The sequence below is a fragment of the Caryophanon latum genome (assembly GCF_001700325.1).
In the GTDB taxonomy this organism is placed as follows: domain Bacteria; phylum Bacillota; class Bacilli; order Bacillales_A; family Planococcaceae; genus Caryophanon; species Caryophanon latum.
In genome coordinates this window covers 122,055-135,508 of the sequence record NZ_MATO01000037.1, presented here as the reverse complement: position 1 = coordinate 135,508, position 13,454 = coordinate 122,055, and the positions used below count along the sequence as shown (strand labels likewise).

The 13,454-nt window shown below is 43.8% G+C and carries 10 protein-coding genes and 1 tRNA gene; 3 read left to right on the top strand and 8 right to left on the bottom strand.

Features of this window, described 5'->3' with window-relative positions; all coding sequences use genetic code 11:
• The first annotated feature begins 73 nt into the window (after nt 1–73).
• Nucleotides 74–145: transfer RNA gene (locus A6K76_RS10515), tRNA-Glu, on the top strand.
• Between the two features lie 62 nt (nt 146–207).
• Here the strand turns inward: A6K76_RS10515 and A6K76_RS10510 are convergent.
• From A6K76_RS10510 to proB, 3 genes are all read right to left on the bottom strand, one after another.
• Nucleotides 208–750 carry a cupin domain-containing protein gene (locus A6K76_RS10510; protein ID WP_066464825.1) on the bottom strand — a complete coding sequence of 181 codons (543 nt, stop codon included), beginning with the start codon at nt 748–750 and terminating at the stop codon, nt 208–210.
• A 105-nt stretch (nt 751–855) separates the two neighbouring features.
• Complete coding sequence (locus A6K76_RS10505) at nt 856–2,100, bottom strand: glutamate-5-semialdehyde dehydrogenase (protein ID WP_066464824.1); 1,245 nt, start codon at nt 2,098–2,100, stop codon at nt 856–858.
• A gap of 12 nt (nt 2,101–2,112) precedes the next feature.
• Nucleotides 2,113–3,180, bottom strand: a complete 1,068-nt coding sequence (gene proB / locus A6K76_RS10500) for a glutamate 5-kinase (protein ID WP_066464822.1) — start codon at nt 3,178–3,180, stop codon at nt 2,113–2,115.
• Nucleotides 3,181–3,575: 395 nt separating this feature from the next.
• Here proB and A6K76_RS10495 point away from each other — a divergent pair, with 395 nt between their 5' ends.
• Together A6K76_RS10495 and A6K76_RS10490 are read left to right on the top strand one after the other, a co-directional pair.
• Entirely contained in the window at nt 3,576–4,397 is an 822-nt protein-coding gene (locus A6K76_RS10495; protein WP_066464820.1) for an MBL fold metallo-hydrolase, read from the top strand.
• Nucleotides 4,394–4,807 carry a hypothetical protein gene (locus A6K76_RS10490; RefSeq protein WP_083995389.1) on the top strand — a complete coding sequence of 138 codons (414 nt, stop codon included), beginning with the start codon at nt 4,394–4,396 and terminating at the stop codon, nt 4,805–4,807. Before A6K76_RS10495 ends, A6K76_RS10490 begins: the two co-directional genes overlap by 4 nt.
• A 17-nt stretch (nt 4,808–4,824) precedes the next feature.
• On the opposite strand, the gene A6K76_RS10485 is transcribed toward A6K76_RS10490, so the two are convergent.
• From A6K76_RS10485 to A6K76_RS10465, 5 genes are all read right to left on the bottom strand, one after another.
• Nucleotides 4,825–5,388, bottom strand: a complete 564-nt coding sequence (locus tag A6K76_RS10485) for a hypothetical protein (protein ID WP_066464818.1) — start codon at nt 5,386–5,388, stop codon at nt 4,825–4,827.
• On the bottom strand, nt 5,385–6,308 hold the full coding sequence (locus tag A6K76_RS10480) for a zinc ribbon domain-containing protein (RefSeq protein ID WP_066464816.1): 924 nt from the start codon (nt 6,306–6,308) through the stop codon (nt 5,385–5,387). Before A6K76_RS10480 ends, A6K76_RS10485 begins: the two co-directional genes overlap by 4 nt.
• Before the next feature lie 199 nt (nt 6,309–6,507).
• On the bottom strand, nt 6,508–10,476 hold the full coding sequence (locus A6K76_RS10475; protein WP_066464812.1) for an S-layer homology domain-containing protein: 3,969 nt from the start codon (nt 10,474–10,476) through the stop codon (nt 6,508–6,510).
• 260 nt (nt 10,477–10,736) lie between these two features.
• The gene (pepF, locus tag A6K76_RS10470; protein ID WP_066464810.1) at nt 10,737–12,533 is read right to left on the bottom strand and encodes an oligoendopeptidase F; all 1,797 of its coding nucleotides are present in this window, start codon (nt 12,531–12,533) and stop codon (nt 10,737–10,739) included.
• A gap of 158 nt (nt 12,534–12,691) precedes the next feature.
• Nucleotides 12,692–13,378, bottom strand: a complete 687-nt coding sequence (locus tag A6K76_RS10465) for a phosphoribosylaminoimidazolesuccinocarboxamide synthase (protein WP_066464808.1) — start codon at nt 13,376–13,378, stop codon at nt 12,692–12,694.
• Nucleotides 13,379–13,454: the final 76 nt, after the last annotated feature.

Here is a 13,454-nt window from a genome sequence, read left to right as displayed (position 1 = left end):
TAGCTCAGTTGGTAGAGCATCCGGCTGTTAACCGGCAGGTCGCAGGTTCGAGTCCTGCTTTCGGAGCCATAAAGGCCCGTTGGTCAAGTGGTTAAGACACCGCCCTTTCACGGCGGTAACACGGGTTCGAATCCCGTACGGGTCATACGAAAAAAGCGTCTTGAGAAGCAAAATACTTCTCAGGACGCTTTTGTTATGTCTTCATCGTTAACGTAAATATTTATTTAATGGATGATACATGCCTAAAAATTTGCCGATTTGCGTGCCTACGCGTAGTAATATACGTTGTGCACGGATTGATTTATCTGCAATTAACGTATTTTGAAGCTGCAATATATAAAGTAAATGAAATATATTTTTCGGTGTCCCTTTGTCGTCAGTTAAACCGTCTTGCATCAGTCCATAATGAATGCGTGCTGATTGCTCAAACTGCTGCGGTGGTGTAAGGCGGACAGAAAAGCGAACAGGTGCATCGCTATTGTTTGTGAACGTATGTGCTGTATGCATCGGCGCAGTAATGTGATCACCTTCGTGTAACGTATGTTTTCTATTACCGACAATGACCGTTAATATGCCTTCAAGTACGATAAAGTGTTCAACGAAAGAATCATGGACGTGTAGCGGAGGACCGTCACCAAGTGGGGGAAGGGCAACTTCAATGAGTAAATGTTTTCCATTCGTTTGCTCGGCTGTTTCGACGAATGTAATTTGTTCTCCTGTATATTTATGAGTAATTGTTTGAGCTAGCAAAAGCATCCATCCTTTTTTCTTTTATTATGAAGTGTGAGCGGAATAAAAAACAATGAGGCAATATGCGGTTATGGATCGCATATTGCCTCGTTATATTTCTGTGTATTAGCGGATTTGACCTGTGCCAATACCGATATATTTTGTTGATGTTAATGCAGGTAAGCCCATTGGTCCACGTGCATGTAGCTTTTGTGTACTAATGCCGATTTCTGCACCGTAGCCGTACTCGAAGCCGTCTGTAAAGCGTGTAGAGGCGTTATGGTAAACGGCAGCTGCGTCAACGTTGCGTAAGAAGTGCTGTGCGTTGTCGTCGTTCATCGTAATGATTGCTTCGGAGTGATGTGTGCCGTACGTATTAATGTGCGTAATCGCTTCAAATACGTCTTCTACCGTTTTAACACTAATTGTGTAATCTAAATATTCTGTTGCCCAATCTTCATCTGTCGCTGCTTGTGCGTTTGAAAATACGGTGCGTACATGCTCGTCGCCGATAATATGTACACCAGCATCATGTAACGTTTCAAGAAGCGCTGATCCATTTGTTTGTAGCCAGCTTTTTTCAATGAGCAAGCTTTCTGCAGCGTTACAAACAGATGGGCGCTGTGTTTTTGCATTTAAGACAATCGATGTTGTCATATCAACTGGTGCTGAATGATCGATGAACACATGGCAATTGCCGGCGCCTGTTTCGAGTACCGGTACGCTCGCCTCACGCACAACTAAGTTAATGAGTGCTGCGCCGCCACGTGGAATTAATACGTCAATGTATTCTTTTAAATGGAATAGCTCCGCAGCTGCTTCGCGACTTGTATCCTCAATTAGCTGTACTGCATCGACTGGGCAATCAGTTTTTGCGAGTGCGTCGTGAATTGCTTTTACGAGTGCGATGTTTGAATGTTTCGCAGATGATGAGCCGCGCAGTACGACCGCATTGCCTGTTTTTAAGCAAAGTGTTGCAGCATCGACCGTTACGTTTGGACGTGCCTCATAAATCATTGCGACAACGCCAAGAGGTACGCGCACTTTTTGTACGTGTAAGCCGTTATCCTTTGTAAAGTCTTCTAATAATTCGCCGACTGGGTCTGGTAAGTCGATGAGCAATAAAATCGCATCTGCCATTGCGTGAATGCGTTGTTCATTTAATAAAATACGGTCAAGTGTTGAGCTAGGAAGTCCTGCTGTTGCACCGTTTTGTAAGTCAATTTTGTTCGATTCGACAATTTGTGCGCAGTCGTCACGCAGTTGCTGTGCGATTGCTTGTAGCGCTGCATTTTTTTGCGCTGTCGTTAATGTGTTCATTTTGTAGCTTGCTTGTTTTGCTAGCTGTCCTTTTGTACGAATTTCTGTCATGTGAATTCCTCCTTAAAATTGTACCCATTGATCGCGATGTAAAATCGGTTTGTCTGAGCGCTTACCAATCATGCTTCGAATGTCGTCGCTAGTAAAGCTCGTTTCACCGCGTCCGAGTAGTTGTTTGTTATAATACACTTCAATGACGTCGCCTTTATTAAATGAGCCCTCGATGGCACATACACCGATTGCGAGTAAGCTGCGCCCTTGTGTGCAAAGTGCCTCCTTCGCGCCCTCATCAACAAATAGCTTGCCATTTGCTTCTGCAAGCGAAATCCACTGCTTGCTCGTATTGACGATTTTTAATGCATCGTGTTCTACGTATGTACCGTCACCATCACCTTCTAAAATATGTAGAAGCTTATGTGTATCATACCCTGTACCGATGAACGTTTTGACACCGAAATTGAGCGCTGTACGTGCTGCAAGTAGTTTTGACTGCATGCCGCCTGTGCCGACCTTTGAGCCAGCACCGTCTGCAAAGCCGAGCATTTCATCGGTAATTTCGTGAATGTGGTCAAGACGCTTTGCCCGTGGGTTTTTTGCAGGATTCGCATCATACAGCCCGTTAATATCCGTTAAAATGATGAGTTGGTCTGCATGGACGAGCCCACTAACAAGCGCAGAAAGCATGTCGTTATCGCCAAACGTTAACTCGCTAATCGATACTGTATCGTTTTCGTTAATAATCGGAATAACGGAGCGATCGAGCAACTCTGAAAACGTCGCGTATGCATTTTTGTAGCGCTCTTTTTTCGAAAAGTCGCTACGTGTTAATAATACTTGGGCCGCAATCATGCCAAACTGCTCAAAGGCGCTCATATATGCTTGAATGAGCACGCTTTGTCCGACGGCTGCCGCAGCTTGTTTGCCCTTTAATGTAACGGGGCGTGATGAGTAGCCAAGCTTCCGGAAGCCTGCTGCTACTGCGCCAGATGATACGAGTAATACGTCGTGCCCTTGCTGCTTTAAGCGAGCGATTGCACCGATATGCTCATGAAATTTAAAGTAATCTAGCTCGCCTTTTGCATTTGTAAGGGAGCTGCTGCCGATTTTCACGACGATTCGTTTTTTCTCCATAGTTTTCTCCTCCAACTAAAAAAACCTTTTCATCCTATCACTATAGGACGAAAAGGTTTACATTTCCGTGGTACCACCTAAATTGAGTATTGCTACTCCACTTAACCTCATAACGCTTGAGACTGCGCCTAGTTTTGCTAGGAACATAGAAGGTAGGTTTCGGTAGGGGGCTATGCGAAATTTTACAGCCAGTGAATTTCGCTCTCTTTATAGTCGTAGCCTACGTACTCGTCTTCTAATCGTTAAATATTCGTATTAGTACAAGAATAGCTGTTTCAAATAGAGAATGTCAAGTGCTACTTATCGTTATTATCAGAAAAATTAAATACTTTATTGAAATAATAAATGAGCGCGTTCATAATAGAGGGACATACAGCTAGAGGAGGAATCGCAACATGAAAACATGGGGCAAGCAGCAAACAATCGACAATGTTGTTTGTACGAAAGGGTTTATTGAGTTTGGTAATAAGCAGCATGTGAGCGTCTATACATTTTTAACAGAAGGGTTCAGCATCGACGTCGGTGCAAATACGATTCCATTTTTGCAAGAAACATTATTGCAGCAAAAACCAGAAGCGATTATTCTGACACATCATCACGAGGACCATACAGGAAACGGAGCATTTGTCGAAAAACATTTACATATTCCGCAGTACATTCACCCGCTTTCGGTTGATGATATGCGTGTCACAGCGAACAATCCGCAATATCGCCGAGACGTATGGGGGACAAGACCAGCGTTTCATGCCGAGCCGCTTCATGAAACATTTCATGCGAAGTCGACGTGGGACGTGCTGCACACACCGGGGCACGCATTTGACCATGTCGCGTTATTTAATCGCAATACGGCACAGCTTTTTGCGGGCGATTTATTCGTCGCACCGAAAATTAAAATAATGCTAGAAGGTGAGTCGTACAGCACGTTACTCCACTCGCTACGATTTATTCAAACGATTGATTACGGCACGTTATTTTGCAGTCATGCAGGGCTTGTCGACGATGCACGCAGCTTAATCGACCAAAAAATTGCGTACATGGAAGAGTTCGCAGATGAGGTGATGACGTTGCATCGCCAAGGAAAGGACGCGGACGAAATCGTTGCGCAGCTATTGCCGTACAAGGCGATTATGGAAGCGATTTCGGACGGGGAATGGAGTCGACGTTATTTAGTCGAAACAGTCATTCAAGAGGCGCCAGAGTTATTTGCGCTCGTGTGACGAAAAAACTACTTTTTTCCAATCGTTACTTAGTATATAATTTTGAAAAGACGTTATTGAAAGATAAGAAAGTAGGTGGCAGCGTGCTAGTAAACTGTGGCTGTAAAGACGGCAGAACAACGACAATTACGCTAGAAGGTGAGTTCGGTGCAGATGCGTTATGGTGCACGAAATGTCAGTACAATTTAGATGTGGAACATACGATTTTATCCGACCGTTTAAAGGAAGCATTGCTAGAATGGGCAGCGCAATACGGTATTTGGATTGATTTAGAAACCGATATGCTTGTAGATGATGCACAGACGCTTGAGAAGACGCATAACGCAGCAGGAAAAGTGCTCGTGCAAAAGCTGCAAGAAGAGCTCGGTGTAGCGTATACGATTACGTTTGAGCCATCGCATATGACATAATAAAAAACCGCGCTACGTTAAATCGTAGGGCGGTTTTTCGCGCATAATAATAGGACGAGCACATAAAAAAGACAAAGTGCGCCGTAATATAGCAGGACATAATATGTAAGCATCGTCGCCTGATCAGCTGATGTGAGTGTTAACACTGTATGTTTAGCGATCGGTGTAGCCGCGAGCATTGCACGAACTGTATGTACGAGCCAGTAGCCGCTTAAAGCGATGCCAATGACCGCACATAACATTTGTCCGTAACGATAAAGATGCGCCGTAAAGTGGCGACATAAAAAAGCAGTTAATATGCTATAGCTAATAAAAATAATGCATAAAATGATGACGTCGCGAATCGATGTGTCACCGATGACGATGTTGTATGCATGAACAGCAACATACTCATGTCCAGTCGCTACGGCATAAAGTGTTAGCGGTAAAAAGAAGCTTGACCCGATCATGACGAAAACCCATAGTGGAAACGAATATTTTTTGACTGGGGGAGTGAAGGCTAGTAGCGGCTTCCCACAGCCACCACAAAACTTTGCTGCCTCGCCGTTTACGCGGTCACATGATGTACAATATGTATTCACCGAGCAGCTCCTAGCACATGTGTTTTGGATGCGGAGCTTTGAAGAATGATCATATTTTTCGTATGTTCGCCTTTATATAGCAGCTCCACTGTGTAGCTACCGGGCACGGCATATATTGTGAATTGTTCGTTGTCATGTACACTAAATAGCTCCATGTTTGGTAGAACGATTGTTTGATGCTTTTTGGCAGCTACAATCGTTACTTCAGCAGGCAAATAGCGTACTGTTACGTCTGTCATACCCCATTTTTTCACGACGGTTAATTCTAAAATGTCGCGTCCTTCCGTCGTTTGGAACGTTGAAAATGGTGTTTCTTGATCGATCGCACGCTGCATTTGTGCGACGATGTTCGGCCAATCCGATGCTAGCTCCTCGTAGAACGTATCGCTAGTAGCAACTATTGGCTCAGGCTTTGAGAAGGCGTTATAAAATGCTTCTTTGTCGCCAGCTAAAAATGCTTCATTTGCGTTGTCGAGCCATTTTTGTGCAGACGGTAAAGCTAAAAATGATAACGTAAACACTGTTGCGACGGCAATGAGGAGCACACCGATTGTACTAGAGAGCATAATTTTCGTGCGATCAACAGGCTTTTTTTCCGGCTTTGGCTTCGTTTTGGTCGGAGAAATAACAGGTGGTATTTCCTCTTGCAGTAGTTGCTCTGTTGCTTCTGACACGGCTTCCTTCTTTACTATTTCATCTACTTCAGCAATAGGTAGCTCAGGATTTTGTGCGTCGTCTGCGCGCTCGTTAGAAGGCTCATCATTTTTTTCCTCAGTAGATGACTCAGCTGTTTGTATTGTTGCGTCGTCATTTGGCTGGAGTGCGTTCGTTATTTCTGACCAATCGAGCTTCGTGCCACACGATTCACAAAATGACATGGATTCATCGATCTTTGCCTCGCACTGTAGACATTGCGTCATAAGTTTGCACCTTCTTTCCTGAAATTAAACAACATCATTGCTACATATTATACCAAAAGGCGCGGATAATTTTATATGGCTAATGTGCCAAAAATCGGAATAATTGTAAGCTTCGCATGAAAAAAGTAGTGAAAATTTGACATACGAAAGAAGCATGAGCAAACGAATATACCGTTTGCCCATGCTTTGATGAAATGACTTATAAATCGTTTACAACTTGTAATGTTAAGTAAAGCAGCTTTGCCATTTGTCCACGTGTTAGCTGCTGTGCAGGTTTCGCTTCGTTGCCGTCACCTGTTAAAATGCCAATTTGCTGTAGCGTAGCGAATGCTGGCTTTGCATAATCTGAAATTTTTGCTGTATCGTTGAATGTTGGCGTCGTCGCAGTTGACTTATAGCCGCTATACGTTAAGACGCGGTAAAGCATAACAGCTGCTTGCTGGCGCGTTAACGTCGCACCAGGCTCAAACGTTGTCGCCGTTTTGCCTGTGACGATTCCGACCTCGGCTAATGCTTGTACGTCTTGCGCATACCATTTACCTTGAATGTCTGTAAACATCGCCTCTGACTTTGTTGAAAGCTCTAACGCACGTGCAATCATAACCGCAAATTGTGCGCGTGTCATATTTGCTTGGGGTGCGAATGTCGTAGCAGTCGTACCCGTCGTAATGCCGGCTGTATATAATGCTTGCACGTAAGGTACGTACTCACCTGACACGTCCGTAAATGGCATCGTTGCAGCTGGCTGTTCTTCTACGACTTCGTTTTCTTCCTCATCTGTTGCTTCGTCATCTGTTGTTGTTTCTTCTTCTGTATTCTCTTCCGTTGTCGGTTGTTCACCGTCTTCTGGCGTCGTTACTTCTTCCTCTTGATCCTCTTCCGGCGTTGTTTCCGTCGTCGGTGGTGCTGGCGTAGCAGGGTTTTGCGTATTCCCTCCTAGTGATGGAGGAATCGTTACGCTGCCGTCTGTTGCTGGTGGGGCAGGGAACGTTGTATCATTGCTCGTTTTTGACCCGAGCGATAACGTAACTGCCACATCTGTATACGTATGATCGTAATTTGCTTCTGGTACGACAACGTGCATCGTCGCCGTAATGCCTGCTAATGAATTTGTCGTAAATTCATATACACCGTTCGCGACTTTTGTTGAATTGCCGACGTTCAGCGATTTAATTGTATCCGAACCTTGTACGACAACGCGCACTTTATACGTATTACCTTGTTTGATCACGGTAGCAGTTGGCTTTAAAAATGAGTCACCAGTTGAACCGAATGAAATCGATGCGCTATATGTGCCGTCTTCTGTTTGTACTGCTGTGCCACCGCCCGTTGATGGAGGAGCAGGATTCGTTGTCGTACCACCACCAGTTGATGGAGGAGCAGGATTCGTTGTCGTACCACCACCAGTTGATGGAGGGGTAGGGTTTGTCGTCGTACCGCCACCTGCAGAAGGTAATTCCGGCGTGCTAGTTGAGCCACCTGTTGATGGTGCTTCCTCTGGTGTGACAGGTGCAACAGCTTCAACGTCAATCACTTCTGTCGTCGTCACAACGGCATCGACTGTCGCAGTTTGCTCATTGCCTTGTGCATCTGTATAGACGAATGCGACGTCATCTACAGTTGGAGCAGTAAAGGTAATCGCACTTTCTGCTAATGCAGCACGCGCTTGTTTTTTGTAATATTCTTTTTTGCCGTCCTTTGATGTAATTTTCACAAGGCGATCATGTTTTGGCTTCACTGTGAATTGTACACCGTCTTTTGTTTTTTGAATCGCTGCGTGTGTAACCGGTGCATCTGCATTTTTCGTTAATAATAATACAGTTTCAGGTTTTTCAGGTGCTTCTTTTACTTCTTGAACGATATTTGTTGCGTGTGTGAACGCTATGTCCTTTGCAAGTGCTACGTCGCTAATTGCGAGTGATAAATCTTCATACACATGCTCATAAACGCCAGGAATATTTACTGATAAGTCGATCGATAGCGGCTTTGTAATGTCGTTTACTTTTACAATGTATACGTTGTAGTTAGTATTGTCTTTTTTTACTGTCGTATATGGCGTTTGTTTTTCACCATTTACATTAATGTACTCAATGCCAGCACTTTTTACTGCAAGCTGTACATATGCTACGTCATTGACGAAAAATAGTTGACTTTGCTGCTCAATGAAGCTGTTGCCTGTTTCGCTATCGAATGCAAGCTTTGCTGTATAGAAGCCATTTGCGTACGTATTCGTCGTTACGCTCGGTGTTTCTTCTTTCGGTGCTGCTAGCTCAATTGTAAACGTTGATATGTTTGTCGGGGCGAATGTGACTGCTGCTTCAACGGCAAGTGGTGTTGTGACATCTTTCACGTCGACTGCTACGACTTTCGTATTTGATTCCGTTTCTTCCTTCACGACGGTCGGTGCAACGCCGTTAATTGTAAATGTCGATAAAATGTTCGCTGATTTTAGCTCGATGAACAATTTATAGCCCGCGTCTGTTTTTTCAGCGTACGTGTTGCCGATCATCGACTGGAAGCGGCTCGCGGCATCGCCAACAAGCGTCGTTTCAAGTTTTGTACCGTCACCTTCATACGTTGCCTCAGCAGGTGGTGTGTATACGTACTCGCCAGGCGTGAAGTCGAGCTCGTATTCATGGCTCATATCACGTTCGCCTGCTTTATAGCCAAGCATAGCCTTTTTCACGCTAGCTAGCTCTTTAAAATTAAATGTTACGTACGTATATACAACGTCTGTTTCATTGCCTTGACGGTCCGTACCTTTTTCAGTATACGTATCACCAACGACACCAGTTTGCCCATCAATTTCAAACTTCGTAAAAATGTCATAGCCTGAAATTTGCAGCGTCACGTCGTATGATTTGTCGTCTTTTACTGTAATAATGGCTGGCTTGTTGTTTACTGCTTTGAATGAGGCGTTGTTCGTTTCGCCTTTATAATACGTCTCAAACGTCACTTCATTTGCCTTGTACTCACCAGGCGTGAAGTCAAGCTTAAACGCATGGCTCATTTCACGTTCGCCAGCTTTGTACGCTACGACTGCATCTTTTACTTCTTTAATGTCGTCAAATGTAAACTGGACATTTGAATATGTAATCGTCGTTGGCTCACCTTTGTAGTTTGTGCCTTCTTCTGTAAATGTGCTAATGACTTTACCAGTTTGTCCACCAATTTCAAACTTCGTAAAAATGTCGTAGCCGCTTACCGCTAACGTTACCGTTGATACGCCATTTTTTGTTGAAATGACAGCAGGTTTGTTCGTAATTGCTGAGAAGTGTGTGCTATTTGTCGTGTAGTTGTAGTACGACTCGATATTTTGCTCGATTGCGCCTGTATATTCACCAGGTGTGAAGTCGATTTCAAAGTCGTGGCTCATATCGCGATTGCCTGCTTTATACGCGACCGTCGCTTGTTTTACCGCATCAAGTGAATCGAACGTAAATGTAACAGGTGTAAACGTTTTGTCACCCTCTGTATATGCTTCACCGGCAACACCTTGCTGTCCATCGATTGTGAACGCTGTGAAAATGCTGTAGCCCGATACGTCAAGCGTTACGCTATATTTTTTGCTTGCGTACACAACTTTAGCTGGCTTGCTCGTTAACATCGAGAAGTGGCGGCTATTTACTTCACCTTTGTAATACGTTTCAGGTTGCACGATCGACGGGTCGTACTCACCAGGTGTGAAGTCTACTTCAAAATCGTGTGTATTTGTAAACGTGCCACCTGGTGTAACAGCTGTATATGCAACTGTTGCTTTTTTGACTGCGTCGATTGAGTCAAATGTGAAGTGAACGTTCGTATACGTCACTTTCGTCGGGTTGCCTTGGCGGTCTGTACCGTCTTCTTCATACGATGTACCTGTGACACCTTGCTGCCCGTCAATTTCAAACTTTGTGAAAATGCTATAACCTGATACTTGCACTGTGACGTTGTAGCCGTTCGCTGTTTTTTCCACGATGGCAGGCTTTGTATTTAACATCGCAAAGCTAGCGCTATTTGTTGCATATTTATAATACGTTTCAAATTGTACAGATTGTGTTTCGGTTGCAGCTACTTCTTGTGCAAACGCAGCAGGTGCAACCGTTGTCGTTGCGAGAGCGACTGTAGCGAGCATCGTCACCACTTTATTACGAACTGAGTAGCGATTACGAGATGATTTAAACAAAAAAATTCCTCCTTGTATATAAATGATTATCATTATCAATTAACCAAAGTATAAGCTATTTAACAGATGTGTCAATTATCGTTTTTTTGCCGCATTTACTTTGAAACGGAAAAAATACAAGCATGTAACGAGGAATGTTTTTACATAAGTGATGTCGAGTGAGAGGAAGTGGGCAAATAGATATGAAAAGAAAAGAGGGAAAATGTGAACCATATAAAAGGAGACGATGCGACCTGTTCATACCGATCGCATCGTCTCTATTATAGCTCGTTCGTTAACGTCTCCAGTTCATCGATTAACGAGCCGATGTACGCAATCGTTTCACGAAGCGGCTGCTCGGTCGTTAAATCAACACGAGCCATTTTCGCTAGCTCAACAGGTGATTTCGTGCCGCCTGCTTGAAGTACCGCAAGCCATTCCTCAACTGCAACTTGACCTTCACGTAAAATACGCTGCGATACTTGTGTTGAAATCGTTAGCCCTGCACTGTACGTATACGGGTATAAGCCCATGTAATAATGTGGCTGGCGCATCCATGTCAGCTCAGCACCTTCATTAATGTCCACAGCATCGCCCCAAAATGTTTCAAGAACGTTGCGTTTTAATTGATTTAAAAACGGCGCGTTCAACGATTTACCAGCATCGATGGCTTCGTACACATCACGCTGATACGCAGCTTCTAGTAAGTGCGTCACGAAGTTATGGTAATACGTGCGTGCAACGACTGACGAAATAACCCAGCGTTTAAAGCGAGCATCGTTTGAGTTTTGTAGCAAGTGATTGGCCATGAGCATTTCGTTCATCGTTGACGGCGCTTCAATGAAGTATAGCGAAGGACGCGCATCAAAAATGTTTTGGTGTTGCTGCGAGTTGTAAAAATGCCCAGCATGCCCAAGCTCATGGGCAAGTACGAACACTTCATTCATACGGCTCGTCCACGAAATGAATACGTACGGATGGGCGCCGTACGGACTTGAACAAAACGCGCCTGTCGATTTACCTTCATTGTTCGCAAAGTCAATCCAGCGCTCATCAAATGCACGATCCAGCATCTGCATGTAATCGTCACCCATTACCGATAAGCCATCCTTCATATACTGGCGTGACTGTTCAACTGTAATCGTCGGCTCATACGTTGGATCAAGCGGAATTTTTAAATCAGCAAACGTCATGCGCTCTAGGTTATGAACACGCTGCAAAAGGTTAGCGTACTTGCGCATATGCGGTGCAAGCTCCTCCATAATAATGTCGATTTGACGATTGTAAAGCGCGCGATCAACTTCTTGTGGGAATAGTAAAAAATCAAGCACTGATTCATATCCTCGTAAATCTGCCTCTGTTTTTTCCTGTTTTACGGCCATTTCATACGTTTTTGCCGTCGTATGCTGGTAATCGGCAAGCTTTGAGTAAAATGCATGGAACGCAGCGTGGCGCTTGTCCGTGTCCGTCTCGAGCTCCCAGTCACCTTCAAATAAATTGTAGCTCATCGGCAATGACTCACCGTCTACGTCAAAGTTCGGAAATTTCATGTCAACAAGCTTCGTCGTGTTGTATAAGCTGTACGGCGCTGAAAATGTACCGCTAAACGCAGCGAGCACTTTTTCGACTTCGGGATGTAATGTATGTGGTTTTTCACGTAAAATCGCCGCGATAAAGTGTACATATTGCGGTGCGATTGAAGAAGCTTCCTCTAATACGTGAGCATCTAGCTGCAATAAATCGCTTTGTAAAAATGACGTTTGTGCCGCAATTTTTGCAAAAGCAGTTTGCACAGCACCGATGCGCATTTGGTTTTCGGTATTTTTTTGGTCAACGCTTTGATGAAGGCTTGCGTACGTACTTACGAATACCATTTGCTTGCGAAGTTCCTCGTACGCCTTCATCGCCTCAACGATGATGTTCGCTGCTGTCAGTTGACCGCTAAAGCGTTGTTCAAATTGCGTCGCGCTTACTGTAATATGAGCAAGCGCTGCCTCAAACTGTGCCTCTGTTTCAAATAAATGCGTTAAGTCCCACGTCTGTTCAATAGGGACATCTTTTCGTAGTGGAAATGCCATAAAATCGCTCCTTTATTATTCCGATTATCGAAATAAATATACCATATGGAGTAGGAAGTTGGGAAGGAAACGGGGGAGAACGAAAAAAGCGAGCAACGATGTTAGATCATCGCGCTCGCTTTTCGGATTATCGTTGTGTAGCAGTTGCTCGTAATGAATTACTCAGCTAACATAATTTTCTCAAGCTCTAATGGCTCGATGTATTGCTCGCCTTTATATGCACGCATGTTACCGCCAGAAATTTCATCGATTAATAAAATTTCGTTCGTTTTTGCGTCGCGGCCGAATTCTAATTTAATGTCATAAAGTGTTAAACCTTTTTTCGCAAGCTCAGCACCAACGAATTTTGAAATTTCGATTGTGCGTTGTTTTAAAATCGCATATTCTTCTAATGTTAAAATACCTAACATATCAAGTGCGTCTGCAGAAATTGGAGGATCTAAACGATCGTCATCTTTAATCGTTACTTCTACGAATGAATCAAGCTCTTGACCTTCTTCAACGTATGCACCGTAACGACGTAAGAAGCTTCCTACTGCTTTGAAGCGGCAAATAACTTCTAACCCTTTACCGAATACTGTTGCAGGTTTTACTGTCATTGTTGCTTCGTCAAAGTTAGCATCTACGTAGTGAGTAGGTACGCCTTGCTCGTTTAATTTAGAGTAGAAGAAAGAAGTTAAACGTAAGCCAGCAAGACCAGCGCCGTCGATTGTTAAGCCAACTGTGTTTGCACCTGGATCGAATACGCCGTTTTCACCTGTTACATCATCTTTAAACTTTAATACGTAAAGCCCGTCTTCTTGCTTGAATACATCTTTAGTTTTACCAGTATATAATAATTCCACGAAAAAACCCTCCAATAATGAATATATTGTTATTATAAACGAACATTCTTAGATATTCTATAGCGAATTGTTCGTT